We start from the raw sequence: 26,688 nt of genomic DNA on the forward strand, positions 1-26,688 counted from the left end.
GTGCATGAAGAGCGAGGACGAAGTGCGGGCCACGATCAGAGACCTCTGGTCGCAGGTCCTGGAGAACGACGAGCTGGCCGGGGACACGGACTTCTTCGCGGCGGGCGGCAGCTCCCTGAAGTCGCTCATCCTGCTGACGGAGCTGAACGAGGCCTTCGAGACGGAGTTCGAGATCGCGGAGCTGGTCGACTGCCGGACCATCGACCGCCAGTTCGTGGCCATCTGGAACCGGCTCCACCGCGGCGAGTCCGCGACCCCTCACCAGCAGACCGTCATCGTGCCGCTGGCCAGGGCGAACGGCCAGCAGGACGCCACGATCATCGCCATCCACGACGTCAGCGGGGACGTCTACGGCTACACCAGCCTGGCCCGCGAGCTGTCCGGCCAGGCTGACCTCCACGGCATCAAACTGGCGCACGAGCGGTTCGAGGCACCCCGGGCGCTGTCGATCGCCGGCCTGGCGGAGGAGTACGTGGCGGCGCTCGAGTCGGAGTTCGACGGGACCCGCCGGTTCGTGCTCGTGGGCTGGAGCCTGGGCGGCCTGGTCGGCTTCGAGATGGCGAAGCTGTTCGAGGAGCGCGGGCGCCCGATCGAGCGCCTGGTCCTCGTGGACTCGCCGTACGACCTCGACCTCCCGAGCCCGGACAACGCCGGGGCTTTCACCCCGGAACACGAGCGGGCCCTCCTCGACGAGTTCACCTGGCTGGGCGACCCGCCGTACCCGCACGGCGCGACGGTGGAGGAGATGTGGCGAGCGGTCCGCACGCGCGTCGACGCCCCGGCCAAGGAACGCCTGGCGACCGAACTCCAGGACCGCTTCCCCCTGATGGCCCGGGTGATCCCGCACCTCGCCAGCCTCAACGAGACCGAGTTCATCTGCTACGTCAACAGGTTCCGCTCGGTCTTCCGAGCAGGCCGCAACCACCGGCCCGAGGGAACCATCACCGCGCCCATCGACCTCCTGACGGCGACCCGTTCGCGGAACTTCGACCCCCGCTGGTTCACCCACACGTCGGCGACCGTCCGACGTCAGGCACTGGACGGCGACCACTTCACCATCCTCGACCGAGGCTCCGCCCCGGCAACCGCCCGCGCCATCCTCACCCCGGACACCACCGCCGAGGTGCGGCACGCCGACTCGGTCACCCCCCACCTCGGCCCGCAGGACGACTCCGCGACGATCGAGCGGACCCTGCGCGAGTTCGGCGACCAGGTGAGCTGGACCCGGCTGCCCGGGGACGAGGTCGTCGACCAGGTGGCCGAGCTGCTCACCGGGAAGGTCGTCATCGGCTGGTTCCAGGGGCGGGCCGAACACGGGTCCCGGACCCCGGGGCACCGCGGCATCCTGGCCAACCCGGGGTTCCCGGACATCGAGGACGTCATCAGCACCAGGATCGAGCGCTCTGGGCAGCTCCGGCCGTTCGCCCCGATCGTGCTCGAGTCGGACGCCGTGAAGGTCTTCGAGATGGGCCGTCGGGCCGGTTCGCCGTACCCGACGTCCGTCGTCCCGGTACGACCGGAGTACCACGACGTCATCCCGGGCGCCACGCACGCGGACGGCACCGCCAGTGTGCGGACGGTCAACGACGAGGAGGCGCCGCGGCTGGCGTCGCTGCTGCGCCGGTTCTCCGCGCTGACCGGCGTGCCGTGCCTGATCACCACGTCGTGGGACATGGCGGGCGAGGCCGACGTGGGTTCGCCGGGGGACGCGCTGGACTGCTTCCTGGCCACCGAGATCGACTACCTCGTGCTCGGTGACCATCTCGTCACCAAGAGGGACGGGTCCGCTTGACACCGGTGCCTCGCCCGCCGGGACGTCGTCGCACGGCACCCGGTGCCGGGGAAGGCGAAAGGAGTCGATCCATGAGTGCCGTCCACGAGACGACCGCGGACCTCGCGACGATCGTGCGAGACCTGGAAAGGCTGGCCCTGGAACTGCGCGCCCCACGCCTGCGGCGCATTCCGCCGGCGATCAGCGCCGCCTGTGACGCCCTCACCTGCGCGGCCGTCCTGCTGCGCGCCCAGCAGAACTCCCCGGAGGGCGACGCCACCCGCACGGCCCTGCTGCACGACGCCGTCGCCCTGGCCCGCAGCACCGTCGAGACCACGAAGATCGCGTGCCGTGAGCACAGGGCGCCACCTGCGGAGGGTTCCGGCGCATGAGCGGGAGGGTCACGGCGGCCGCCTGCACCGCGGACGGCACAGGCAGCGATCGTGCAGCCGATCACAGGCCGCGATCGTGCAGCCGATCTCATTCCCCGGCCGTGGAGTGCTTGTGCTGGGGGTCCAGCCGAAAGTCCGGGCAGTCGCGGTTCTGGCATGCGCCCGGGCCCCACAAGGGAACGAACACACCGAGTGACTTGTGGCGGTGGACCGCGGCCGGCACGGACTTCTTGCAGGTTTCGCACACGTACGCTTCGCGCTTGCGCGTCATTTTGACCATATTTTTACGATATGCCCGTCTTGGTGTATCGGAAAGTGCCCCGCCTTCTCGCGGACCCGAGCGCGGGCGGGGTTCGGTGTCCCGGTCTGGTGAACCGGTCGGGGGCTCGGCGTCGTCACCCACAGGTGGTGCGCCGGACTGCTCGATGGTCCCGGAGCCGTCCCTCTGTTCCTCGGCCGGTTCCACGACGCCTTGGGGAGCGGGCCTCTTGATGCTGAGCACCACCGAGCCCGCCAGGACGACGACGATGACAGCGAGACTGATCGGTGAGGGGATTTCCGGGATGCTCGGGCTGATCATCTTGTGGGATGCCTGGAGGATGAGCTTGACGCCGATGAAGGCGAGGATGATCGCGAGGCCCTTGTTCAGGTAGTGGAAGCGGTCCAGGAGGCCGGCGAGCATGAAGTAGAGGGCCCGCAGGCCGAGGATGGCGAACGCGTTGCTGGTGTAGACGATGAAGGCGTCGTCGCTGACCGCGAGGACGGCCGGGACACTGTCGACGGCGAAGATCAGGTCGGCGGCCTCGATCGCGGCGACCACGGCGAGCAGCGGGGTCGCCACACGTTTGCCGGCCTCTTTGACGAAGAACTTCGCCCCGGCGTACTCGTCCCGCACCGGGATGACCTTGCGGAGCATCCGTACGGCGAAGCTCCTGCCCGGGTCGAAGCTGTCCTCCTCGTCCTTGAGGAGCTTGTAGGTGCTGTAGAAGAGGACCGCCGCGAAGACGAACAGCACCGCGGTGAAGCGGCTGACCACGGCCACGCCGAGGGAGAGGAAGATGCCGCGGAAGACGAGCGCGCCGATGACGCCGAAGAACAGCACGCGGTGCTGGTAGGCGCGGGGCACCTTGAAGTAGGCGAAGATCACGGCGAAGACGAAGAGGTTGTCGACCGACAGGCTCTTCTCCAGCAGCCAGGCCGTCGTGTACTCGGTGCCGGCGGTGGTGCCGAGGACGAGGAAGACGACCGCCCCGAAGATCAGGGCGAGGCTCACCCACAGGCCGCTCCAGGCGGCCGCCTCCTTGAAGCGGATGATGTGCGCGGTGCGGTGGGACAGCAGGTCCACCGCCAGCGACACGACCACCGTCGCGGCGAACGCCCCCCACAGCCAGAGCGGGACCTCGAGCACGCCGAACACCCTCACTACGTGGCCCGCGCGAAGTGCGCCGGCCCCTATACAGGAGTGTCCGGCATCGCGCCCGTGGAAGCATGCGGAGCGGGTGGGGTGGGTCGCAGGCGTGTCAAGGACGTACGACGTACGACGCCCCGGGCACGACTCCGGCCGGCGCCGGCAGCAGACGACCGACCGCCCGAGGCAGGCTCGCACCGGCTCGGCGAGTTGCACGACTGCCACCGTCGCAATCGCCTTGGTTGCGCAGGGCATGGGGCTGCCCTGGCCTCGCGGCGCCTGTGCTCCGAGGTCTATGCGAGGGCTGCCGCGAGCGCGGACCGGGGTTCGCGGCCCAGGAGTCGACGCAGGTCACCACCGGTGCGGGACATGAATCCGGCAGCGATGGCGGAGTAGGTGCCCACCAGCATCGGCACCTGGAACGGCTCGGCACCGGAAGCGGCGATGCGCGCGCGGGCCTGGCCGAGTGTCTCCGGCTCATAGGTGATGTGCGGTCCGTACGCGCGGGCCAGGTCGGCACCACCGATGGCCTGCTCGCCGACGAGTTCGTGGACGCGTCCCGCATGAGCGGGTGCCCCCACCGCCACCCGCACCGCGGCGTCGGCCAGATCCGCCCGCGCGACGGCTGCCAGACGGCCCTCGCCGAGCGGGGCAGTGATCCGCCCCTCCGCCGACGGCGCCGCGAGGCCGGCCAGCAACTCCGCGTAGAGACCGTTGCGCAGGATCGTCCAGCCCATGGCGCTCTCCCGCAGCCGCCTCTCGGTCCAGCGGTGCGGCAGCGCGTAGGGGAGGTGATCGCCGTCGGCGGTCAGGCTCGTATAGACGACGTGCCCCACACCGGCCTTCTCGGCGGCGTCGATGGCGGCGCCGTGCCGGGCTATGACGGTGTCGTCCTCGCCGTAGCCCGCGGAGATCAGGACCAGCACGTCCACTCCGTCGAAGCCGCTGCTGAGGGTGCTGCGATCGTCGAAGTCGATGCGGCGGACCGGCAGCACACCCGGGGGCTGCCGAGGATCGCGCGTTCCGAGGACCGTGTCGTCACGGTCGGCCAACCGCTCGGCGATCAGCTTGCCCAAGGCGCCGGCAGCTCCAGTGACCAGGATCATCAGGGTCTTCCCATTCCGGTAGGTTCTCTTCGGTAACCGGGATCATCCTGCGGGCGCGCGTCACGAAGCGTAAGGAGGCACTTCCGTGTCAGTAGGGCACACAGGGGTAACCACCGAAGCCGTGGTCACCTGCGGCGACGAGCACGAGGACTGCGGTATCCGCGAGGTGCTCGACCGGATCGGGGACAAGTGGTCGGTCCTGGTCGTGGTTGAACTGGCCCAGGGCGTACGCCGTTTCCGGCAACTGCAACGCGCCGTTCCCGGCATCTCGCAGCGGATGCTCACGCTCACCGTGCGTCGGCTGGAACGCGACGGACTGATCAGTCGAACCGTGCACCCGACGGTGCCTCCGCAGGTCGAGTACGAACTCACGACGATGGGCCACAGCCTCACGCACCTGGTCAAAGCCCTCGCGGACTGGTCAGCCGACCACCGCGACGCCATAGCGCGAGCACGCCAGGAATGGGATGCCGTCCATCCCGACTCCGGAATCCGTTGAGCGAACGGCCGTATCCGCCCGGCCTTCCGGGGGCGCCAGAGGTGGAGGGGGCGCCAGAGGTGGAGGGGGCGCCAGAGGCGGGGGCCCATCGCCTGTGAAAGCCTGGGCGGTATGGGGGAAACGAAGCGTCGAGTGGGCAGGCCGTCTTGAGTTCTCCGGCAGAGGTCAGGGTCGGTGACGTGCTCTGGGGGACGGTGCGGGCGGTGACTCGGTCCGAGGCGACGGTGGTCCTGGACGGTTCTGCCGGGTGCGCGCTCGGGGTGGTGGGGGTGTTGGACGCCTCCTGGCGCCGACGTCTGGCCGACGTCGCGGTGGTCGGGCGGCGGATCGCCGCCGAGGTCGTCGCCGTCGACCTGGATGCGAGCCGGGTATGGCTGTCGATGGCGGCCACCGAGAACCCGGAGCTCTGGGCGTTCCTCAAGCGGCTTCGTAGGGGTGAGACCGTGGCCGGCACGGTGGCCGCGATCGAGCGGTTCGGCGTGTTCGTGGCGTTGGACGAGGGACCTGGCCATCCGGTCCATCCCGGGGTCGGCTTCATCACGTATCCCGAGCTGTCGTGGCGTCGTGTGGAGGCGGCGTCCGAGGTCGTCGAGATCGGACAGCGCGTGTCGTGCGAGTTCTTGCAGTTCGACACATGGAACGGAGAGGCCCGGCTGTCTCTGCGGGCGATGCGGCCAGATCCCTTCGCGGTGTTCACTGACGGCCTCGCGGTGGGCCGGCCGCTGCGAGGCCGGGTGACCAAGCTGGTCCCGTTCGGTGTCTTCGTCCAGGTCGCGGACGGGATCGAGGGCCTGGTCCCACATTCCGAACTCGGCGCTGTACCCGGGGCCGCACCGGAGGAGGTCGTGCGGATCGGCGACGAGATCTCGGTCGTCGTCGCGGACGTCGACCGTGAGCGACGCAGGCTGACCCTGTCCCGACGGACACCCTGAGGGCACTTCGGCGGGGGTCGCAGCCCCCGGTTCGGCAGCCGCAACCGGCAAGGTCAACGGTGCCGGCATCGGCGACCTCCTCGCCCAGGAGAAGGCCAACGATGTCCACCGCTTTCGAGGCAGTGCCGACTGGGATGCCTGCAACAACGCGGTCGTCGGCGTCAGGGACATCGCCGGCGACGGCAAGTCCGACATGGTCGCCCGCGACACCGCCGAGTCTTCTTGCGGACGCGTCCGCCAGGCCGTGCGTATGGGCGTCCCGGAGTCCTCATCCACGTTCAGCGGCAACGATCCGCGACCGCAGGTGGCGATGGAGGACGCTGGCACGTCGAGGGGCGCCCGCTGTGACAAGCTGTGGTCTCCACTGCCCAGTCCCAGGAGGTCACCATGACTGCAGAGTCTCCATCGCCCGAAGGCCAGGAGCCGGTTGACGGCGAGAGCCGTTCCATCTCGCCCGACGAGGACGGCCAGTACGACCTGAAGCGCAAGTTCCGGGAAGCTCTGGCACGCAAGCGTGGCATGCAGACGGACGCCGCCGAGGTCGCCGCGAACACCGACACGTCGAAGATTCACGGCGCGCACGGCCCGGCCGCGAGTCAGCGGTCGTTCCGTCGGAAGAGCGGCGGCTGAGTCCCGAAGCCGCAAGGGGAGGCCCTGCCGAAGCTGTTGGACGTTCCGGTGGGTGATCGGGCAGGTGGCGGTGCCGAGGACATCTTCGTGGAAGCCGCCGGGCCTCTCCCGTCGGATGTGCAGGCGGCGGAAGCCGTGGAGCCAGGAGTCGGTGCGTCCGACGACACGGCGGACGCGTCCTGCCGACGACACCGGCCACGGACAGAACCCGGCCCCGGGGCGCTCCCGTGGAGTCGTTCGGGTCGTGAGCCGGGGCTTGGTCCGACGAGCCCGCGTCCCGGGCGCTGCGGGGCCCCTCCGATACCCCCTGGAGCCGATCTCGCCGTTGGTGATGGGCGGCTCGGTGAGGGCGGCCGCGCTGAGGGTACGTACCGGCATCCGCTCGGACAGGGCCGGTGTGGCCCGGGACGCTCCACAGGGCGTGCACGGCCGACGGCATGTGACTGCTCCGGGTCGCGGTGGTCAGGTGTGGGAGAGGGCGAAGGAGACGAGGAAGCCGCTGACGGTGACCAGTCCGATGGCCAGGTGGGCGTCGTCCCACGCCTCGGGGATCATCGTGTCGGCGACCATGGCGAGGATCGCCCCTGCCGCCACTGCCGTCACCGCTGCGATCACGGCGGGGGAGAAGGAACCGACCACCGTGTAGCCGAGGACGGCGGACACCGTGCCGGCCGCGGCGATCGCCGCCCAGACGCCGAAGACGTATCCCTTGGTGCGGCCGGCCCTCTTCATCCCCGCCGAACTGGACAGCCCCTCGGGAACGTTGCTGATGAACACCGCGGCCACCGTCACCAGACTGACCGCGCCGCCGTGGAGCAGGCTGACGCCGATCACCGCCGACTCCGGCACCCCGTCGAGCAGTGCTCCTAGCGCGAGCGCCGTCCCGGACCCGCCCTGCTCGGACTCCGAGGGCTGCGCCTGCGCGTGACCGGAGCGCTTGCGGTGGCGGGCCCCCCTGCGGGCCAGCCACACGTTGCCGCCCGTGTAGGCGACGGCGCCGATGAGGGTGCCGACGGCCGCGGGAGCGAGCCCCGCCTCCTCGTACGCTTCCCCGACCAGTTCGAAGGAGACCGCGGAGATCAGCACCCCGGCCCCGAAGGCCATCACGGTCGCGATCACCTTCTGCGGCACCCGTAGCCCGTACCCCAGCGCAGCGCCGAGCAGCAGTGCCGAGCCCGCCACCAACCCCCACAGTCCTGCTTCCACCACTTCAGCCATGCCGACCCGCTTACCCGCTGTTGAGGTGGATCAACGGGCGGCCGGTGTCGCTTCGCCGCATGCGCTGCCCCAGCTGCGCGAGGACCGGGACTCGGGAGCATGCGGCCCAGGCCCAGGGAGGGTCCCGCGTGACGCAGGTCGAGGCCGGGCTGGGCCGCTGGGCGCGTGGGGCGGGTGCCGCGGTCATCCTCGAGTCGACTGCAAGAGCAGTCCCCCTGTGTGATCTTCCTGTGTGATCTTCACGGCCCGGTCAGGGTGTCTTGCCGTCGCGGTAGGGGGCAGGAGTACAGGAAGCCTTACGCCTGTAGGAGACCAGCATGACGACCTCCCGCGTTCCGCGGCACTCGCCCGACGGCACACGTGACGACGCCGATGCCCGCCTGGAACAGGAGAACGCGCAGCTGCGGCACGCCGTCAACTCCCACGCCACGGTGGACCAGGCCATCGGTGTCCTCACCGCGATCCATCAGCTGCCGACGGCCGTCGGATTCGACGTACTGCGTGAGGTTTCCCAGCACACCAACACCAAACTGCACACCGTGGCCGAGACGGTGATCGCCTGGGCGCTGGGGCAGCCGCTGCCGGAGCCGGTCGGGCAGGAGCTGGACGCGGCGGTGCAGCGGCGCTCACACCAGCAGGACGCCACCGGGTAGCCGGAGCGGCACCGCCGGAGGATCAGGAGCGGCACCGCCGGAGGATGGCGGCGCCGAGCCGGGAGTGAAGGGGGTCAGGCGGTGAGAGCCTGTTCGACGGTGGGGTGGCAGGGGATGACCTCGTCCAGGCCGACGACCTGGAGAACCCGTAGCACCGAGTTCTGGGCGCCGGCGATGCGCAACCATCCCTGAGACTCACCCACGGCCTGGTAGGCGGCGACGAAGACGTTGATCCCGCTGGAGTCCATGAAGGTCACCCCGCTGAGGTCCACCACCATCCGCGGCGGCACCGCGTCGTCATCGCCCAGCAGGGCCTCGCTGAGCACGTTCTTGACCGTGTGGTCGATCTCGCCGCGCAGGGTGAACACCCGGATGCCGTCGACGGCGGTCCGGCCGACCGACAACTGGCCGGACCGGGCTGCTCCGCGGGTGTCTGTCACCGTTTCCTCGCCGACTGCGCTCACTTGGGGACTCCGGTTCCCGACAATAGTGCGCCGACTGGCTGCCCCGACGGTATGGGGAACAAACTTTCGTTACTTTTACCAAAGTGCGAGGAGCGTGGGAGGCGCGATGCCGGGTACACGCAGGCGTGCGGACGGGAGCAAGGGTGGACCCGGCGGAATCGATCCTTGGTGGCGAGGGCAGCGTGGTACCTGGAGCCCATCCGATACAGGACACCGTCGCCCTGGACGGTGACGGGTCCTGTATCGCCGAGGCGCGTCATCGCGCGGTGGACTTCCTCGCCCGTGTCCAGGCGGAGCACGGCCTGCCGGTGTCCGCTCGCGCGATGGAGCTGACCCAGCTGGTGGTCAGCGAGCTGGTCACCAACGCCCGCAAGTACGCTCCCGGGCCGGTGTTGATGGAGCTGCGTATCGTCGGCTCGCTGGTGGAGGTGGTCGTGTGGGACAGCGATCCGGTGCTGCCGGTGGCGCGGGCCGCCGACGCGGGCAGGGTCGGGCAGCACGGCCTGGAGATCGTCTTGGCCGTCGCGCAGGGCTTCGAGGTCCAGCGGGAGCCGGTCGGCAAACGGGTCACCGCCCGCATCGCCCTGCCGGACGATCCGGGCGGGGACGTTTTCGGATGCCGACCCGAGTAGTGCCGGGGGCCCGCCTCCCTGACGGCCTGATGACGGCCGGGTGACGGCCTGACGGCTTGACACGAAGCGATGCGCTCCAGCGGGGCGACATCGGTGGGGGAGAGGTCGGGGCGGGCGCGGGGTCGGCGGACACTTCTGGTCGATGGGCAAGGCCAGGTCCGTGACTGGGTGTTCTTCGGGAAGGCGCCCCTGTTGGTGGCCTCGCCTTGCCGCGCCTGGGCACGGGTGTCCAGAGTGCAGAGCCACCCTTGTCCCCGACGCCGTACAGCTTCTCGTATGGTTACGCCGCTTGATCGGGGGTGTCCCGGCGCGGGTCATGCCTGTGGGCCCCGAGTGATTCCGGGGCCCACAGGCAGACTTGCTGTTCAGCCGATCACCAGCGGTACCAGCGGCCCTTGCGGCCGCCCGTGCCCGCGGAGCGCATGACGAAGCCCAGCAGCCAGACGACCAGCACGATGACGGCGATCCACCACAGTGCCTCCAGCGCGAAACCCGCGCCGAAGAGGATCAGAGCCAGCAGAAGAACAAGAAGCAGGGGAACCATAGTTATCAACCTCCGTGGCTCCTGATGCCCGGGGAAGGGAAGAACACACGGCCGATCCACCTGGTTTCTTCACCGCGACTGCGGGCACCGCACTCCGTTGACGTCCCGGTCGTGGCCGTACCGCACGCGCGCGTCCACGCACGGATGCTTACTGGAACGCACCCGGCATGTATCGGAGATGGCCCGGGCAAGCTCGTGGTTCCTGACCCGGTTGCGCACGGTCAGGTCCTCGATCACGCTCGCTGGGGTGGCACGGCCGTGAGGAAGTCCAGGACGAGCGGGCTCGCCTCGGTGCGGAACTCCTCGAAGTAGGCGTGCCGCGCTCCGGGGATCATGTGGAGCCGGGCGCCGGGGATGCAGTCCGCGAGCAGGGGAGCGTTGGCGGCGGGGTTGAGCCGGTCGTCGCTGCCGTGCAGGACCTGGGTGGGTGCGCTGATGTCGGGCAGGAGGTGCCAGGCGTCGTGCTGGTTGCTGGCCGCCAGGTGGCGTCGCCGGGCGTGGGCGGGCATGCCCGGGTCACCCAGAGTCCGGTAGGGGCCGAGGTGGTTCGCGAGCCAGGCCGGTGTGTACATCAGCTCCAGAAGTGCCTGACGTGCCGCACCTGGTCGAGACTCGGCCAGCGACGCGCGCACGTCGTTGCCGCGTTCGACGCCGTGCGGGCCGCCGGGCGAGGTGCAGCCCAGTACCAGGGTGCGCACCCGGTGCGGATGGTGAGCCGCGAGTTGCTGGGCCACGCGTCCGCCCATGGACGTGCCGTAAACGTCGGCACGGTCGACACCGAGGTCGTCGAGCACCGCGATCACGTCCTCGGCGAAGACCTCGGTGCTGTAAGGGCGGTCGGGCTTGTCGCTGTCGAGATCATGCCGCTCGTCTCACTCCGCACCGCAAGGCCGGCAACGCGCCATCGAGCCCTCTGGCGCCGGTGCCGGTGAGCGTTCCCCCATCACTGTTCGGGTCCGATTACCTCTTCTGGAGGACACCAAAAAATCTGTGGTGGCTGGAGTAGACATTGGGTGGTGGGGTGGTTATGGTTTCTCTCGTAGCCAGAAGGACCGCAGGGCCGGAAGTGGCGTGCGTCACAAGCTGTCCCGCCCGCCCCGCCCCGCGGCCCCGGTCCGCCTCACCAAGGTGACGCTCACCAAGGCCGCTCCGTCGGTCTCGCTGACCAAGCAGGGCGGCACCTCGGGCGCGATGCGCGTGAACCTCAACTGGCAGACGCACCAGCAGTTCTCCGGGTGGGGCAGCAAGCGCGGCCGGGCGGTCGCCCGGCACAACGACCTCGACCTCGACCTGTGCGCCCTGTTCGAGCTGGCCGACGGGCGCAAGGGAGTCGTACAGGCCCTCGGCAACGCCTTCGGCGCCCTGCACCAGCCGCCGTACATCCTCCTCGACGGCGACGACCGCACGGGTGCGGTGGCCGGCGGTGAGAACCTCACGGTCAACCTCGACCACAAGAACGACTTCCGGCGCATCCTCGTCTTCGTCACCATCTACCAGGGCGCCCGCTCCTTCGCCGACCTGCACGCCACGGTGACCCTGCAGCCGCAGTTCGGTGCCGCGATCGACTTCTCCCTGGACGAGTGCACCGTCCCGTCCACCGTGTGCGCGCTCGCGCTGATCACCCGCACCGGCGACGACCTCGTCGTCCAGCGCGAGGCCCGCTATCTGGTGCCCGAACGCGGCGTGAGCCCGCAGCGGACCGTGGACCACGCCTACGGCTGGGGCATGAACTGGACGCCGGGCCGCAAATAGACCGCCGGGCGGCCGGGTCAGCCCTCGTCGGCCACCGCGTCGGGACGGGCGTAGGTGCGCCCCTTCCACGCCGCGCCCCGCCCCCGGTAGTGCTGCACCGCGGAATCCACCGTCATCAGGAGGTAGAGGAAGGCGGTGAACGGCAGCAGCGGGGCCAGCCACGGCGGCTGACGGTAGTAACGGAGCATCGGGACGTACGTCCCCGTCATCACCAGCCACGCGAGGCCGCCCGGCAGCGCGGCGGCCGGGCTGCCGAGGGCGAGCCCGCCGAGCAGTGCGAGGGGCGGCACCAGATAGACCAGGGCGAGCCCCAGCACCGTGCCGAGCAGCAGCGGCGGACTGTGCCGCAGTTGCGCGTAGGCGCTGCGCGAGACCATCCGCCACAGGTCGTGCAGCCGCGGGTAGGGGCGCACGCTGTCCACCCGGTCGGCCAGACCCAGCCAGATACGGCCTCCCGACCCCCGCACCGCCCGGGCGAGCGCCACGTCGTCGATCACGGCGTGCCGGATGGAGTCCGGGACGCGGGCCCGTCCGGCCGCCTCGGTGCGCAGCAGGACGCAGCCGCCCGCGGCGGCGGCCGTCCGCGCCCCGGGCCGGCCGATCCGGCGGAACGGGTAGAGCTGCGCGAAGAAGTAGACGAAGGCCGGTACGACCAGCCGCTCCCACACGCTCTCCACCCGCAGCCGCGCCATCTGGGAGACGAGGTCGAAACCCCCGGTGTGCGCCGCCGCGACCAGCTCCCGCAGACTGTCGGGCGCGTGCGCGATGTCGGCATCCGTCAGGAGCAGGTACTCGGGTCCACGCGCGCGTGCCAGCGCGATGCCGTGCCGCACCGCCCACAGCTTCCCCGTCCAGCCGGCCGGCGGTTCTCCCGGCGAGTCCACGGTCAGCGGCAGTCCGCCGTGCCGCCGGGCCAGCTCGCGCGCCAGTTCCCCGGTGCCGTCGGAGCTGCCGTCGTCGACGAGGAAGACCTCGGCCCGCCCCGGATAGTCCTGTGCGAGCAGCGACGGCAGGCCGGCGGGCAGCACCGCCGCCTCGTCGCGCGCGGGGACGACCACGCAGACCGACGGCCACCGGCCGGGCTCCTCGCGCGGGGGCAGCCGCACGTCCGTGCGCCAGAAGAAGCCCTGGCACAGCAGCAACCACAGCCAGGCGGCGAGGGAAACGGCGGAGATCCACACGACTGCGCTCACGCGCGCAGTCTGCCCCACCGGACCGGGCCGCAGGAGCACATCGTCTATCGTGGCCGGGTGAAGATCGCGCTCATGGACTCCGGAATCGGGCTGCTGGCGGCCACCGCCGCGGTACGGCGCCTGCGACCCGACGTGGATCTCGTGCTCTCCCTGGACCCCGACGGCATGCCCTGGGGGCCGCGCACGCCCGAGGACCTCACCGCGCGCGCCGTCGCCGTCGCGGAGGCCGCCGCCGTCCACCGGCCCGACGCCCTGATCGTCGGCTGTAACACGGCGACCGTGCACGCCCTGCCCGCACTGCGGGCCCGCCTCGAACCGGGCATCCCGGTGATCGGAACAGTCCCCGCGATCAAGCCCGCCGCGGCCGGCGGCGGCCCCGTCGCGATCTGGGCCACCCCCGCCACCACGGGCAGCCCCTACCAGCGGGGGCTCATCGACGACTTCGCCGGCGGCGTCGCGGTGACCGAGGTGCCCTGCTGGGGCCTGGCCGAGGCCGTCGAGCACGCTGACGAGTCGGCGATCGACGCCGCGGTCGCCGCGGCCGCCGCCCTGACCCCCGACGAGGTGACGACCGTCGTCCTGGGCTGCACCCATTACGAACTGGTCGCCGAGCGCATCCGTGCCGCCGTCCAGGGCGCAGGCCGCCCGCCGCTCGTCCTGCACGGGTCCGCCGGAGCCGTGGCCGCCCAGGCACTGCGCCGCATAGGCTCCCGCCCCGAGCCCGGGGCGCAGGTCCTCGGGGCGGTGACGGTCATCCTCAGCGGCCGGGAGGGCGCGCTGCCGGCTCCGGCGCTCGCCTACGCGGAAGGCCGGCTGCTCCAGGAGACCAGCCCCGCCCGGTGACCCGAGATCGATGGGCGGACGGACGGGTCCGCTCGTCGTCCGGCCGGCCCAGTCACCCTGCGCCACACGGTACCGGCGGAGCGAAACCTGAGTAACCTCATGAATATGAGGGACCACCACCCCCACGAGGGGACCGCCCCGCACCCCGATGAGTGGCACGGGCGGGCCACCAACCGGTTCCAGTGGCTGCTCGCGCTCGTCGGGGCGGCCTGCGTGGCGCTCGGCATCGAACTGGCGGTCGTGTCCGCGTGGACGTCCGGGATCGCACCGCTCGCCATGTCCGTGGTCGGGTGCATCGCCGCGGGAGTGCTCGTCCTCTTCGGCACCCTCGCCTTCGTCCACGTCGACCTGAAGCTCGACAAGGAATCGCTGGAAGTGCGCTGCGGGCACATCGGTCTGCCGCGCCGCCGCATCCCGCTGTCCCACGTCGCCGGTGCCGACTTCGAGCCGCACGTCACGCCGCGCCACTGGGGCGGCTGGGGCTACCGCTGGCGCCCCGAGAAGGGCACCGCCGTCGTCGTACGGCGCGGGGAGGGCGTGGTCCTGCGCCTCTGGGACGGGCACACGTTCACCATCACCGTGGACGACGCGGAGTCCGCGGTGCGGGTCATCAGGGCCCGGCTGCGGCAGGGCACGCCCGACGTGACGCAGAGTCCGTAGGCTTTCAGACGGCCGGACGGTCGTCGGAGGAGCGCAGAGCCGTCCTCGCGGAAGGGAGTGGAACCGCGCCCGGCGCCGGTTCGACCGAGAGCGGGCGGGCGGTGGCCAGACCCGCCAGCAGACCCGCACCGACCGAGACCGTGGTGAAGCTCAGCGCGTTGCCGACCGCGGCCACGGCCGCCAGACCGGTCAGCGCGGCACCCGCGCTCAGCACGATCGGTGTCGGACGTGCGGCGCGCCACAGGGCGAACAGCATCCAGCAGAAGGCCGCGGCCAGCAGCAGTACGCCGACGACACCCTGTTCCGCCGCCATCTGCAGCGGCGCGGAGTGCGGCTTGCCGTCCGACAGGGTGGCCTGCGCCGCTGTCGGGCTCAGCTCGCCGAAGCGTCCCGGCCCCACGCCGAGGCCGGCGTGGTGCCGCGCCAGGTCCAGGGCGTCGCGCCACAGGTCGATCCGGCGGGGCGTGAGCTGCTCCGCCAACGAGGAGGCGAGTCCGCCGGGCAGCGCGCCGCCCGCCGTCGCCCAGGTCAGGCCCGTGACCGTGGCGGCGGCCAGCGCCAGCCCCGCCAGACCGCGACCCCGGTGCGACATCCGGCCGGCGGCCAGGGAGCACAGCAGGACCGCGCCGCAGGTCACCATCGCGGTGGCCGAGCCCAGCGTGGCCCCGGCCAGCGCCATGCCACCGGCCAGCAGACGCAGAGCGAGCCGCAGCACGGGCACAGGAGTGGCCCAGGCCGCGCAGCAGGCGGCTCCAGCCGCCAGGGTGAGCACCGCCGCGGTGGCGCCCGCGTGGCCCAGCGGTGTGACGGTGTCGGGTCCCGGGACGAGCCGTGGCAGGGCCAGCGTCAGGCAGAGTCCGGCCAGGGCCGCCGCACAGGGCGCCACGACGGGCAGCAGCACTCCGAAGACGCGCCCCGCCGCATAACCGGCGGTCACCGCCAGCACCGCCAGCAGGACGCCCTCGGGACGACCGCCGTGCACGGCCGCGGTGACCAGGGACCAGGTGGCGCAGGCCCCGAGCACCACCACACCCACGGCGTCGGACACGACGCGTCTCTCGCCGTCCGCGTCCTCGCCGTCCGTGGACGCCATCTCCCTGGACCCCACACCGCCCCCCGAACCCGGTCGCCCCAGGACCGTGAAAACCCGCCCCGGCCGCCCCACACGACAGGAGCACTGCCACACGGTAACGGCTGCCGGGTGGTTTGGGCATGAGTCGTGCGGGCGGTACCGGGGGACCGCCGCGCGGACGGTCCTGTCGGCCGAAAGACGACCCGCCGTACACTCCCCGAGTGACCGTCACCGCAACTTCCGTGGACCGGCAGGACCAGCTGGAGCCCCCGACCGCGCCGACGCGCGGCGCGCGGCTCCTGCGGCTCGTCCCGGCAGCCACCGCGGCGCTCTCCGGAGTGCTCCTGTACGTCAGCTTCCCGCCGCGCACTCTGTGGTGGCTGGCCCTGCCCGCCTTCGCCCTCTTCGGCTGGGTGCTGCGCGGCCGTGGCTGGAAGGCGGGGCTCGGTCTCGGATACCTCTTCGGCCTCGGCTTCCTGCTGCCGCTGCTGGTGTGGACGGGCGTCGAGGTGGGCCCCGGTCCCTGGATCGCGCTGGTGGTGATCGAGGCGGTCTTCGTCGCGCTGGTCGGCGCGGGCGTCGCCGCGGTGTCGAAGCTGCCCGGCTGGCCGGTGTGGGCGGCGGCGATCTGGATCGCCGGTGAGGCGGCACGCGCGCGTGTGCCCTTCCGCGGCTTCCCCTGGGGCAAGATCGCGTTCGGTCAGGCGGACGGCGTCTTCCTGCCGCTGGCCGCGCTGGGCGGCACCCCGGTCCTGGGCTTCGCGGTGGTCCTGTGCGGCTTCGGCCTCTGCGAGGCCGTCCGGACGGGCCTCCGGTGGCGCCGTACGCGCGAGGTGCGGCGGTCGGCCGCCGCGGTGGCCCTGGTCAGCATGGCCGTCCCGGTCTTGGCCGCCGTGGCCGCACGCCCGCTGGTCAGCGACAGGGCGGAGGTCGGCACCGCGACGGTCGCCGTCGTCCAGGGCAACGTGCCCCGACTCGGACTGGACTTCAACTCCCAGCGCCGGGCCGTCCTCGACTACCACGCGCGCGAGACGGAGCGGCTGGCCGCCGAGGTCCAGGCCGGCAGGGTGGCCCAGCCCGACTTCGTGCTGTGGCCCGAGAACTCCTCCGACATCGACCCCTTCGCCAACCCGGACGCCGCCGCCGTCATCGAGCAGGCGGCCGAGGCGATCGACGCGCCCATCTCGGTCGGCGGCGTCGTCGAGCGCGACGGCAGGCTCTACAACGAGCAGATCCTCTGGGACCCGGAGAAGGGCGCCACCCAGACCTACGACAAGCGGCAGGTGCAGCCCTTCGGCGAGTACCTCCCGATGCGCTCGCTCATCGGCGCCATCAACGACGAGTGGACCTCGATGGTCCGCCAGGACTTCAGCCGGGGCGGCGAGCCCGGCGTGTTCGACTTCGGCGACGCCAAGGTCGGCCTCGCCACCTGCTACGAGGCGGCCTTCGACTGGGCCGTGCGCGACACCGTGACCCACGGCGCGCAGATCATCTCCGTGCCCAGCAACAACGCCACCTTCGACCGCAGCGAGATGACCTACCAGCAGCTCGCCATGTCCCGCGTGCGTGCTGTGGAGCACAGCCGGACCGTCACGGTGCCGGTGACCAGCGGGGTCAGCGCGATCATCATGCCGGACGGGAGGATCACGCAGAAGACCGGCATGTTCGTCGCGGACTCGCTGGTCCAGAAGGTCCCGCTGCGCTCCTCGGAGACCCCCGCGACGAAGCTGGGCATCCTCCCCGAGATCGCCCTCCTGCTCGTCGCCGCGGGCGGGCTCGGGTGGGCGATCGGTGCCGGGATGCGCGGGCGGCGCGCCGGTGGCGTGTAGCCGTACGCCCGCCGAGCGCGTCCCCCACGCGCGCGGTGTCGCCGGACCGGCTCGTTAGGTTCGGTCCATGGCTACTCCTGACTTCATCCGCGAGATCCGGGCCACCGCCGGACACCAGTTGCTCTGGCTGCCCGGGGTCACCGCCATCGTCTTCGACGACGCGGGCCGCGTACTGCTGGGCCGTCGCTCGGACAACCGCAGATGGGCCGTGATCGGCGGCATCCCCGACCCCGGTGAGCAGCCGGCCGTCTGCGCCGTGCGGGAGGTCTTCGAGGAGACCGCCGTGCGGTGCGTCGTCGAACGGGTCGTCCTCGTCCAGGCACTGGAACCGGTCGCCTACGACAACGGCGACGTCTGTCAGTACATGGACATCACCTTCCGCTGCCGTGCCGTCGGAGGCGAGGCCCGCGTCAACGACGACGAGTCGCTGGAGGTGGGGTGGTTCGCGGTGGACGCCCTGCCCGACCTCCAGGAATTCGCGCTGTTCCGGATCAAGCAGGCGCTGTCGGACGAGCCCACATGGTTCGACTCCATGAGTCGCGGCTGAAGTATGGGGGCGGACCACATGGGGCGGGGAGCCGGCGCTGCCTAAGGTCACAGACATGACCACGCCCCACGCCGCCCCTGGTCCCCCCGCCCCCTCCCTCGACCTCCACGGTCGCACCGCCCTCGTCACCGGCGCCGCCGGCGGTATCGGCCGCGCCTGCGTGCTGCGGCTGGCGGCCGCCGGAGCCAAGGTGCGGGCGGTCGACCGGGACGCGACGGGCCTGGAGGCGCTCACCGACAGCGCCGCCGGTCTGCCGGGCGTCGTCGAGCCGCACGTCCTGGACCTCACGGACCTGGACGCCGCCGAACTCGCCGCGGCCGGCACCGACGTCCTGGTCAACAACGCAGGGCTGCAACTCGTACGGCCGCTGGAGGAGTTCCCGCCGGACGTCTTCCACACGGTGCTCACGGTGATGCTGGAAGCACCGTTCCGGCTCATCCGCGGCGCCCTGCCCCACATGTACGGGCAGGGATGGGGCCGCATCGTCAACGTCTCCTCCGTCCACGGACTGCGCGCCTCGCCCTACAAGTCGGCGTACGTGGCCGCCAAGCACGGGCTCGAGGGACTGTCCAAGACCGCCGCCCTCGAAGGCGCACCGCACGGTGTCACCTCCAACTGCGTGAACCCCGCCTACGTCCGCACCCCGCTGGTGGAGAAGCAGCTCGCCGACCAGGCGCGGGCGCACGACCTGCCCGAGGAGCGCGTACTGGCCGAGGTGCTCCTGCGGGACAGCGCGGTCAAGCGGCTCATCGAACCGGAGGAGGTCGCGGAGGCCGTCGCCTATCTGTGCGGCCCGCAGGCGTCCTTCGTGACCGGTACCTCCCTGGTCCTGGACGGCGGCTGGACCGCGCACTGACCTGCCCGGCGAGCTGCGGGTCCGGAGTTGTCCACAGGGCTGACGGGCCGGCCGGTCATGAGGAATCCTGTGAGCATGTCCCGCGATCACGTGGAGCCGGTCGAGCGCTCCGTCAGCGATGCCGAGGCCGCCGCCCGCGGCACCGAGGCGGCCCCCGGCGTGCCCGGGGGCGCGCCCGGTGGTGCCGAGGCGCCGTTCCTGGAGCTGCTCGCCCGGGGCGCCTCCGCCGAGGCCTACGAACGGCCGGTGCTGCTCGCGCGTGCCGGGGGGCTGCCCGCCGAGCGGATCGCCGCGCTCGAGCACGCCAAGCTGCTCGCCCTGCGGGTGCGTTCCGAACTGGAGGGCCGCCGCCGACGGGAGGCCGAGCTGTCGGCGCTCTTCGCGACGGCCCACGACCTGGCGGGCCTGCGCGACGTGGACGCCGTCCTCCAGGCCATCGTCCAGCGCGCCCGCTCCCTGCTCGGCACCGACGTCGCCTATCTCAGCCTGCACGACCCGGTCAGGGGCGACACCTACATGCGGGTCACCGAGGGCTCGGTCGCCGCCCGCTTCCAGCAGCTGCGCCTCGGCATGGGGGAGGGCCTCGGCGGCCTGGTCGCCCAGACGGCCCGTCCGTACGTCACCGACGACTACTTCCGCGACGACCGCTTCCGGCACACCACGACCATCGACGCGGGCGTGCACGACGAGGGCCTGGTAGCCATCCTCGGGGTCCCGCTGATGCTGGGGGCCAACGTCATCGGGGTGCTGTTCGCCGCCGACCGCCGCGCCCGGGTATTCGAGCGCGAGCAGATCGCCCTGCTCGGCTCCTTCGCCGCCCTGGCCGCGGCCGCCATCGACACCGCCAACCTGCTCACCGAGACCCGCTCCGCCCTGGCCGGGCTGGAGCGCGCCAACGAGATCATCCAGGACCGCAGCGCGGTCATCGAGCGGGCCTCCGACGTCCACGACCGGCTCGCCGAACTCGTCCTGCGCGGCGGCGGGGTGCACGACGTGGCGGCGGCCGTCTCCCAGGTCCTGGCCGGCGCCGTCGAGTTCACCGAGGCCGGCGCGGCCCCGGCCGGAGCCCTGGAGACCTCCCGAGCCGAGGGTCACGCCGTGCGGCACGAGAACGACTGGATCGCCGCCGTCACCGCGGGCGGTGAACTGCTCGGCGCCCTCGTCCTGCGCGGCCACCCCGGCCTGGACCCCGTCGACCAGCGCACGCTGGAGCGCGCCGCGATGGTCACCTCCCTGCTGCTGCTCGCCCGGCGCTCCGCCGCCGAGGCCGAACAGCGCGTGCGCGGTGAGCTGCTGGACGACCTGCTCGACGCCCGCGACCGCGACCCGCGCGTGCTGCGTGAGCGTGCCTCCCGGCTGCGCGCCGACCTCGACGCCACCCATGTCGTCCTCGCCGCGCGGCTGGAGGCGGACGCCGCCGACGCCGACCAGGAGGCGGCCGCTCGCCGCCGGCTGTGGTCCGCCGCCTCCCACCTCGCCGCGACCCGGCACGGCCTTGCCGCCGCCCGTGACGGCGGCACCGTCCTGCTGCTGCCGCTGGCACCGGGCGACACCGCGACGGAGCTGGCCCACCGCACCGCCCGCCATCTCGGCACCGCCGTCCACGAGGAGGTCACCGTCGGCGCCTCCGCCCCCGTCCGGGACCTCGCCGCCCACCCGGACGTGGTGGTGACCGCCTACGAGGAGGGCCGCCGCTGTGTCGAGGCCCTGCGGCTGCTCGGCCGCTGCGGTGACGGGGCGGCAGCCGACGACTTCGGCTTCCTCGGCTTGCTGCTCGCCGGCGACCGGGACGTCGCGGGATTCGTCGAGCGCACCATCGGTGAGGTCATCGCCTACGACGAACGGCGGGGCACCGACCTGGTGCGCACCCTCGACGCGTACTTCGCGTGCGGCATGAGCCCGGCCCGCACCAAGGCCGACCTCCACGTCCACGTCAACACCGTGGCCCAGCGCCTGGAGCGCGTCGCCCGCCTGCTCGGCGAGGACTGGCAGTGTCCCGCCCGCGCCCTGGAGATCCAACTCGCCCTGAGGCTCCAGAGGTTGGCCACCCGAATACCGAGCTGACCCCCGCGCTCCCTCAGGGGGCACGGGGGTCGCGTCGGGCAGAAGCCGCGGAGCCGGGGATCAGACGACGCGGGCGTCCTCCGTCCGGGCCGCCTTGTCCTCGACCGTGGCGGCGTTGTCGATGTCGGCCAGGTCGCGGTGGCGGGTCTCCTTGGCCATGCCCACGGCGACGATCGTCAGCAGCGACGCGGCGATCACGTACAGGGCGATCGGGGTGGAGCTGTCGTAGTCGGCCAGCAGCGCGGTCGCGATGAGCGGCGCCGGAGCGCCCGCCGCGACGGAGGCGAACTGGGCTCCGATGGAGGCACCGGAATAGCGCATCCGGGTCGCGAACATCTCGGAGAAGAAGGCGGCCTGGGGCGCGTACATCGCGCCGTGCAGCACCAGTCCGACGGTCACGGCGAGGATGAGGTTGCCGAAGCCGCCCGTGTCGATGAGCGAGAAGAAGGGGAACATCCACAGACCGATGCCGACCGCGCCCAGCAGATAGACGGGACGCCGTCCGACCCGGTCGGACAGCGCGCCCCAGGCCGGGATCACCGCGAAGTGCACGGCGGAGGCGATGAGTACGGCGTTGAGGGCGGTCTGCCGGGAGACGCCGGCCGAGGTCGTCGCGTACACGAGGATGAACGCGGTGATGACGTAGTACGAGATGTTCTCCGCCATGCGTGCGCCCATCGCGACGAGCACGTCACGCCAGTGGTGCCGCAGCACCGCCACGAGCGGCAGCTTCTCGACCGCGCCCGCGTCCGACGCCTTCCGGGCCTCTGCCTGGGCCAACGCCTCCTTGAAGACGGGGGATTCATCGACAGAGAGACGAATCCACAGACCGACGATCACGAGCACACCGGAGAGCAGGAACGGTATCCGCCAGCCCCAGCTGCCGAAGGCGGCGTCCGACAGCACGGCGGTGAGGAAGGAGAGCACTCCGGTCGCGAGCAACTGCCCCGCCGGCGCCCCGGTCTGCGGCCACGAGGCCCAGAATCCGCGCCGCCGCGCGTCCCCGTGCTCGGACACCAGCAGGACGGCCCCGCCCCACTCCCCGCCGAGCGCGAAGCCCTGCACCAGCCGCAACAGGGTCAGCAGGACCGGAGCGGCGGTCCCGATGGTCGCGTGCGTGGGCAGCAGCCCGATCGCGAAGGTCGCCCCGCCCATCAGCAGCAGACTGAGCACCAGCAGCTTCTTGCGCCCGAGCCGGTCCCCGTAGTGCCCGAACACCAGCGCCCCGAGCGGGCGCGCCGCGAATCCGACGGCGTACGTCAGGAAGGACAGCAGTGTGCCCACGAGCGGGTCGGAGCCCGGAAAGAACAGTTTGTTGAAGACGAGCGCGGCGGCGGCGCCGTACAGGAAGAAGTCGTACCACTCGATGGTGGTGCCGATGAGGCTGGCGGTGACGATGCGCTTGAGGCTGGCGGGGGCTGGTGGAGCGGTCGCGGGGGAGGACATCGGCACCACTTCCTGGGGTGTGACGGGGACGTTTGCGTGTCGCCACACCGTAGGAATCGCCAGGTCAAGGGCACATGTGGTGGGACACCATAGTTCTGTGTGCGGAGGTGCGTGCAGGCACCATGACAGCGTCGCCGGAGGCTCTACGAGAGCCTCGATCGGGCCCGTGAGAGTGCTGTCCGAGTTGCACTGTTCGGGCAGGATTCGGTGACGAGGTGCTGCGGTGCCGTCCGAGGAAGCGCCGACCGGTGCCGTGCGTCGGCTGGGGGTTCGGGCCCAGGATCGCGGCGGGCCTTCTTCCAGGGCCGTACCCGTGCGGTGGGGGCATTTCGCCCGATCCCACCCGGCCGGTGGGGGGTCCGCCCGCGGGTCCCCGGGGTCGCGGGCCTGTTGTGACTTCCCCCACCTGCTCTTGCCGGGCCCAGGAAGGCTTACCTAAGTTCTGTCGCATGTCCCCCCATGGCCGCGCCATTCCCGGCGAACCGGACGAGCCCGCTGCAACGAGCAAATCCGCGGCGGACCGAGCCGGCTCCCTGTCCTTGGTCGACCTGCACGTCGACCTGAGCTCACACGAGATGCTCCGGCGTGCTCACGTCCTTGACGCTCTCGGCCCCGGCTGGGACCCCGTCGCCGCACTGCGCGACGAGGAAGCGGCGTATGAGCTGCTGTACTCCGGCCTCAGCGCGGAACAGCAGCGCGTGTACGACGAGCTGCTCTCGGCCGGAGTGCTGCCGCCGAGAGGGGGCGGCAATGCTGCCCTTTGATCCGCAGGCCGACATCGGACGCCGCGCCTGGGTGGCCTGCCCGAACTGTGACGACCGTCGCGGGTGCGGCTCCTGCGAGCAGGGGCGCACCTGCTCCGAGCACTGGAGCTACCTGCTCTCCAACGTCGGCAGCCTGCTCCACCTGCAGTGCCGGTCCTGCACCCACCTCTGGACACACGAGACCCACTTCGGTGCCACTCGCTCCCGGTGGGAGCGCATCACCAGCGGCCTGCGCCGACGGTGAGCGTCTGCCGCTGCTGAGTCGGGCAGCCGGGTCCTCGGTGTGGGCGCGGGCCGGCCTTGACCGGTGAGGCCGGACGGCGGATCGGCGCCCGCTTTCGGATGACCTCACCGTCTGTCGTCCAGAGCGACAGGCCGCCTTGGCCGAGGATCGCGGTCGGCGGCCATCCCTGCCTGCCGTTCGTCCGCCCGGAGGCAGCCGTGCACATCCTGCTCCTAGCCAGCGCGTTCAACAGCCTCACCCAGCGCGTCCACGCCGAACTGCGCGACCGCGGCCACACCGTGGCGGTGGAACTCGCCCTGCCCGGCAGCCCGTTGCCCGAAGCCGTGCGGCGGCATGCACCGCAGCTCATCCTGGCGCCGATGCTGAAGACGGCGATTCCCGAAGAGGTGTGGACGGCGCACACGTGCCTCGTCGTCCATCCGGGGCCGGTGGGCGACCGTGGACCGTCCTCGCTGGACTGGGCGATCCACGAGGGCATCGAGGAGTGGGGCGTCACCGTTCTCCAGGCCGACGGGGAGATGGACGCCGGCGACGTGTGGGCCTGCGTGCCCTGCCGACTCCCTCAGGCATCCAAGAGTGAGCTGTACCGGGGCGAGATCGCCGACGCCGCGCTGGAGGCCGTTCTGCTGGCGGTGGAGCGCTTCGCCGAGGGCACCCACGTGCCGCGCAAGCAGGACACGGCCGGCGCGGCCGACGCCCGACTGCGTCCGCGTCCGTACCTCGACCAGGGTGTCCGGCGGATCGACTGGGCCGAGGACTCCACCGGGACGGTCCTGCGCAAGCTGAGGGCGGCGGACTCGCAGCCCGGCGTGCTGGATGCGCTGTTCGGCGCCGAGTGGTACCTGCACGGCGGTCACCCCGAGAGCGGGTTGCGCGGACGTCCGGGGGAGCTGCTGGCGACTCGGGCCGGAGCGGTGTGCCGGGCCACCAGGGACGGCGCCGTGTGGATCCCGGAGCTGCGGGCCCGGCGGCTCCCCGGGCAGCCGCCGACGTACAAGCTGCCGGCCGTCTCGGCCCTCGGTGACCGGCTGCCGCCCCTGCCCGAGGTACCGGAGGCCACCTGGACGGACATGAGCTACCGGGAGAACGGCGACGTGGGCTTCCTGTCGTTCTCGTTTCCCGGCGGCGCCATGAGCACAGGCCAGTGCCGTCGGCTGCTGGACGCCTACCGGGAGGCGTGCGCGCTGCCGACGTCGGTGCTGGTGCTGGGCGGCGAACGGGACTTCTTCTCCAACGGGATCCACCTCAACGTCATCGAGGCGGCAGACGACCCCGCCGCCGAGTCCTGGGCGAACATCAACGCCATCGACGATCTGGTCGAGGCCGTCCTGACGACGACGGACCGGTTGGTGGTCTCGGCGGTCGCGGGCAACGCCGCGGCGGGCGGGGCGATGCTCGCCCTGGCGGCCGACGAGGTGTGGTGCCGTTCGGGTGCCGTGCTGAACCCTCACTACCGTCTGATGGGGCTGTACGGCTCGGAGTACTGGACCTACACCCTGCCCCGCAGGGTGGGCCCTGCGACGGCGGAACGCCTCATGCGGGAGGCCCTGCCGGTGAGCGCGGCGAGCGCGCTGGGTCTCGGGCTCGTCGACCGGGTGGTGGACGCCGGGCCCGGAACCTTCGCGGCGGAGGTCGGCCGGCTGGCCGCGCACCTGTCCGCCCTGCCGGGGACGGCGACCCGGATCGCCGCGAAGAAGACGGAGCTGGAGCGACGGGAGAGCGCGACCCCACTGGCCGCGTTCCGGGAGCGCGAACTCGCTCGGATGCGGCGGACCTTCCACGACCCGGACGCCCCGTACCACGCCCTGCGCCGGGCGTTCGTCCGCAAGGAGCGCCCGTTGCGCACCCCGACGCACCTCTCCGCATCTCCATCCGGTTCGGGCCCGTCCGTCACCGGATTCACCGCAACGGCCCCCCATGGCATCCCGTCGCGGCCCATCGGCTGATAGCAAGAAGCCGACGAATGCGGAAAGTCCTGAAACAGGACTTTTATTCCTCACCTCCCCAGGAGGCGGTCCCATGACTGAGGCGACGGCGAACACGGTCGGCGCTGTACCCGCCGACGAGACACCCACGATCCACATCCTGTGGATCAATGCGGGGCTGAGCTGTGACGGCGACTCGGTCGCGTTGACGGCGGCCATGCAGCCCAGCATCGAGGAGATCGTGCTCGGTGTGCTGCCGGGTCTTCCGAAGATCGCCGTCCACTGGCCGCTCATCGACTTCGAGTGCGGTCCCGTCGGCGGCTCGGACACGTTCATCGAGTGGTTCTTCAAGGGGGAGAGGGGCGAGATCGACCCGTTCGTGCTGGTCGTCGAGGGTTCCATCCCCAACGAGACGATCAAGCCCGAGGGGTACTGGTGCGGCTTCGGCGACAACCCGGAGACCGGCCAGCCGATCACCACCAGCGAGTGGATCGACCGGCTCGCCCCCAAGGCGCTGGCGGTCGTCGCCATCGGCACCTGCGCCACCTACGGCGGTATCCACGCCATGGCGGGCAATCCGACCGGTGCGATGGGCGTGCCGGACTACCTCGGCTGGGACTGGAAGTCCCACGCCGGCATCCCGATCGTGTGCGTCCCCGGCTGCCCCATCCAGCCCGACAACTTCTCCGAGACGCTCACCTACCTGCTCTACCAGGCGGCCGGCGCCGCCCCGATGATCCCGCTGGACGACAAGCTGCGCCCCACCTGGTTGTTCGGGGCCACCGTGCACGAGGGCTGCGACCGGGCGGGCTACTACGAACAGGGCCAGTTCGCCCTGTCGTACGACTCCCCGACGTGCCTGGTCAAACTCGGCTGCTGGGGACCGGTCGTCAAGTGCAACGTGCCCAAGCGCGGCTGGATGAACGGGATCGGCGGCTGCCCCAACGTCGGCGGTATCTGCATCGCCTGCACCATGCCCGGGTTCCCCGACAAGTTCATGCCGTTCATGGACGAGCCCCCCGGCGCCAAGCTGTCCAGCAACGCCAGCGGAGCGTACGGCGCCGTGGTCCGCAAGCTGCGGTCGATCACGGCCAGGACGGTGGACAAGGAGCCCAAGTGGCGCAGCACCGGAGACAAGATCACCACCGGATACCGGCCCCCGTGGTGAGCGTCCGCAGCGAGTAGTCCGCTCCCGCTTCCTGCACCTCTACCAACCTCCCGCGCGATGAAGGGCACGGCACACA

The 26,688-nt window shown here is 71.5% G+C and carries 24 protein-coding genes and 3 pseudogenes; 18 read left to right on the plus strand and 9 right to left on the minus strand.

Annotation, left to right across the window (positions count from 1 at the left end; translation table 11 throughout):
- Window positions 1–4: 4 nt before the first annotated feature.
- Together BM536_RS06265 and BM536_RS06270 are read left to right on the plus strand one after the other, a co-directional pair.
- Window positions 5–1,792: an alpha/beta fold hydrolase gene (locus BM536_RS06265; RefSeq protein ID WP_073491671.1), complete on the plus strand. Its 1,788-nt coding sequence runs from the start codon at window positions 5–7 to the stop codon at window positions 1,790–1,792.
- 71 nt (window positions 1,793–1,863) lie between these two features.
- Window positions 1,864–2,163, plus strand: a complete 300-nt coding sequence (locus tag BM536_RS06270; protein ID WP_073491670.1) for a hypothetical protein — start codon at window positions 1,864–1,866, stop codon at window positions 2,161–2,163.
- A 460-nt stretch (window positions 2,164–2,623) separates the two neighbouring features.
- On the opposite strand, the pseudogene BM536_RS06275 reads toward BM536_RS06270, so the two are convergent.
- A pseudogene (locus tag BM536_RS06275) lies at window positions 2,624–3,571 on the minus strand (TerC family protein); the annotation flags it as partial.
- A gap of 293 nt (window positions 3,572–3,864) precedes the next feature.
- Window positions 3,865–4,677: an NAD(P)H-binding protein gene (locus BM536_RS06280; protein WP_073491669.1), complete on the minus strand. Its 813-nt coding sequence runs from the start codon at window positions 4,675–4,677 to the stop codon at window positions 3,865–3,867.
- An 85-nt stretch (window positions 4,678–4,762) separates the two neighbouring features.
- Here BM536_RS06280 and BM536_RS06285 point away from each other — a divergent pair, with 85 nt between their 5' ends.
- The 3 genes from BM536_RS06285 (at window position 4,763) to BM536_RS06295 (ending at window position 6,738) form a co-directional block, all read left to right on the plus strand.
- A complete protein-coding gene (locus BM536_RS06285; RefSeq protein ID WP_073491668.1) occupies window positions 4,763–5,176 on the plus strand; it encodes a winged helix-turn-helix transcriptional regulator in 414 nt (137 codons plus the stop codon).
- Between the two features lie 203 nt (window positions 5,177–5,379).
- Entirely contained in the window at window positions 5,380–6,108 is a 729-nt protein-coding gene (locus BM536_RS06290; protein ID WP_245873286.1) for a S1 RNA-binding domain-containing protein, read from the plus strand.
- Between the two features lie 387 nt (window positions 6,109–6,495).
- A complete protein-coding gene (locus BM536_RS06295; protein WP_073491699.1) occupies window positions 6,496–6,738 on the plus strand; it encodes a DUF5302 domain-containing protein in 243 nt (80 codons plus the stop codon).
- Window positions 6,739–7,200: 462 nt separating this feature from the next.
- Here BM536_RS06295 and BM536_RS06300 read toward each other — a convergent pair whose 3' ends face one another.
- Window positions 7,201–7,956, minus strand: coding sequence for a ZIP family metal transporter (locus tag BM536_RS06300; protein ID WP_073491666.1), 756 nt, complete (start codon window positions 7,954–7,956; stop codon window positions 7,201–7,203).
- Window positions 7,957–8,273: 317 nt separating this feature from the next.
- Here BM536_RS06300 and BM536_RS06305 point away from each other — a divergent pair, with 317 nt between their 5' ends.
- Window positions 8,274–8,609, plus strand: coding sequence for an ANTAR domain-containing protein (locus tag BM536_RS06305; RefSeq protein WP_073491665.1), 336 nt, complete (start codon window positions 8,274–8,276; stop codon window positions 8,607–8,609).
- 74 nt (window positions 8,610–8,683) lie between these two features.
- Here the strand turns inward: BM536_RS06305 and BM536_RS06310 are convergent, their stop codons facing one another.
- Window positions 8,684–9,049 carry an STAS domain-containing protein gene (locus tag BM536_RS06310; RefSeq protein WP_073491664.1) on the minus strand — a complete coding sequence of 122 codons (366 nt, stop codon included), beginning with the start codon at window positions 9,047–9,049 and terminating at the stop codon, window positions 8,684–8,686.
- 185 nt (window positions 9,050–9,234) lie between these two features.
- Here BM536_RS06310 and BM536_RS06315 point away from each other — a divergent pair, with 185 nt between their 5' ends.
- Window positions 9,235–9,705 (plus strand): ATP-binding protein, encoded by a 471-nt coding sequence (locus BM536_RS06315; protein ID WP_094102687.1) that lies wholly within the window; start codon window positions 9,235–9,237, stop codon window positions 9,703–9,705.
- Between the two features lie 373 nt (window positions 9,706–10,078).
- Here the strand turns inward: BM536_RS06315 and BM536_RS06320 are convergent, their stop codons facing one another.
- Window positions 10,079–10,249: a DUF5670 family protein gene (locus tag BM536_RS06320; RefSeq protein WP_073500203.1), complete on the minus strand. Its 171-nt coding sequence runs from the start codon at window positions 10,247–10,249 to the stop codon at window positions 10,079–10,081.
- Window positions 10,250–10,482: 233 nt separating this feature from the next.
- Window positions 10,483–11,106, minus strand: a pseudogene (locus BM536_RS06325) (alpha/beta fold hydrolase); the annotation flags it as partial.
- Window positions 11,107–11,341: 235 nt separating this feature from the next.
- Between BM536_RS06325 and BM536_RS06330 the strand changes: the two are divergent.
- A pseudogene (locus tag BM536_RS06330) lies at window positions 11,342–12,001 on the plus strand (TerD family protein); the annotation flags it as partial.
- Between the two features lie 17 nt (window positions 12,002–12,018).
- On the opposite strand, the gene BM536_RS06335 reads toward BM536_RS06330, so the two are convergent.
- Window positions 12,019–13,212, minus strand: coding sequence for a glycosyltransferase (locus BM536_RS06335; RefSeq protein WP_094102688.1), 1,194 nt, complete (start codon window positions 13,210–13,212; stop codon window positions 12,019–12,021).
- A 39-nt stretch (window positions 13,213–13,251) separates the two neighbouring features.
- Between BM536_RS06335 and BM536_RS06340 the strand changes: the two genes are divergently transcribed.
- Together BM536_RS06340 and BM536_RS06345 are read left to right on the plus strand one after the other, a co-directional pair.
- Window positions 13,252–14,037 (plus strand): glutamate racemase, encoded by a 786-nt coding sequence (locus tag BM536_RS06340; protein ID WP_094102643.1) that lies wholly within the window; start codon window positions 13,252–13,254, stop codon window positions 14,035–14,037.
- Between the two features lie 105 nt (window positions 14,038–14,142).
- Window positions 14,143–14,697 carry a hypothetical protein gene (locus BM536_RS06345; protein WP_094102644.1) on the plus strand — a complete coding sequence of 185 codons (555 nt, stop codon included), beginning with the start codon at window positions 14,143–14,145 and terminating at the stop codon, window positions 14,695–14,697.
- Window positions 14,698–14,701: 4 nt separating this feature from the next.
- On the opposite strand, the gene BM536_RS06350 is transcribed toward BM536_RS06345, so the two are convergent.
- Entirely contained in the window at window positions 14,702–15,790 is a 1,089-nt protein-coding gene (locus BM536_RS06350) for an O-antigen ligase family protein (protein WP_094102645.1), read from the minus strand.
- A gap of 200 nt (window positions 15,791–15,990) precedes the next feature.
- Here BM536_RS06350 and lnt point away from each other — a divergent pair, with 200 nt between their 5' ends.
- The 4 genes from lnt (at window position 15,991) to BM536_RS06370 (ending at window position 21,065) form a co-directional block, all read left to right on the plus strand.
- Entirely contained in the window at window positions 15,991–17,598 is a 1,608-nt protein-coding gene (gene lnt / locus BM536_RS06355) for an apolipoprotein N-acyltransferase (protein ID WP_094102646.1), read from the plus strand.
- A 67-nt stretch (window positions 17,599–17,665) separates the two neighbouring features.
- Window positions 17,666–18,145 carry an NUDIX hydrolase gene (locus tag BM536_RS06360; RefSeq protein ID WP_094102647.1) on the plus strand — a complete coding sequence of 160 codons (480 nt, stop codon included), beginning with the start codon at window positions 17,666–17,668 and terminating at the stop codon, window positions 18,143–18,145.
- Window positions 18,146–18,200: 55 nt separating this feature from the next.
- A complete protein-coding gene (locus BM536_RS06365) occupies window positions 18,201–19,001 on the plus strand; it encodes a 3-hydroxybutyrate dehydrogenase (protein WP_094102648.1) in 801 nt (266 codons plus the stop codon).
- A gap of 75 nt (window positions 19,002–19,076) precedes the next feature.
- Window positions 19,077–21,065, plus strand: a complete 1,989-nt coding sequence (locus tag BM536_RS06370) for a helix-turn-helix domain-containing protein (protein ID WP_094102689.1) — start codon at window positions 19,077–19,079, stop codon at window positions 21,063–21,065.
- A gap of 60 nt (window positions 21,066–21,125) precedes the next feature.
- Here BM536_RS06370 and BM536_RS06375 read toward each other — a convergent pair whose 3' ends face one another.
- On the minus strand, window positions 21,126–22,511 hold the full coding sequence (locus BM536_RS06375) for an MFS transporter (protein ID WP_211362834.1): 1,386 nt from the start codon (window positions 22,509–22,511) through the stop codon (window positions 21,126–21,128).
- 449 nt (window positions 22,512–22,960) lie between these two features.
- Between BM536_RS06375 and BM536_RS06380 the strand changes: the two genes are divergently transcribed.
- The 4 genes from BM536_RS06380 (at window position 22,961) to BM536_RS06395 (ending at window position 26,612) form a co-directional block, all read left to right on the plus strand.
- Window positions 22,961–23,275: a DUF6400 family protein gene (locus BM536_RS06380; RefSeq protein WP_073491748.1), complete on the plus strand. Its 315-nt coding sequence runs from the start codon at window positions 22,961–22,963 to the stop codon at window positions 23,273–23,275.
- Entirely contained in the window at window positions 23,262–23,519 is a 258-nt protein-coding gene (locus BM536_RS06385) for a hypothetical protein (protein ID WP_073491749.1), read from the plus strand. The genes BM536_RS06380 and BM536_RS06385 overlap by 14 nt, the downstream gene beginning before the upstream one ends.
- Window positions 23,520–23,716: 197 nt before the next feature.
- Window positions 23,717–25,465 (plus strand): enoyl-CoA hydratase-related protein, encoded by a 1,749-nt coding sequence (locus BM536_RS06390; protein ID WP_073491750.1) that lies wholly within the window; start codon window positions 23,717–23,719, stop codon window positions 25,463–25,465.
- A gap of 73 nt (window positions 25,466–25,538) precedes the next feature.
- Window positions 25,539–26,612: an NADH-quinone oxidoreductase subunit B family protein gene (locus BM536_RS06395; RefSeq protein WP_073491751.1), complete on the plus strand. Its 1,074-nt coding sequence runs from the start codon at window positions 25,539–25,541 to the stop codon at window positions 26,610–26,612.
- The last annotated feature ends 76 nt before the right edge of the window (window positions 26,613–26,688 follow it).

Origin of the sequence: Streptomyces phaeoluteigriseus (genome assembly GCF_001896135.2) — a bacterium.
In the GTDB taxonomy this organism is placed as follows: Bacteria; Actinomycetota; Actinomycetes; order Streptomycetales; family Streptomycetaceae; genus Streptomyces; species Streptomyces phaeoluteigriseus.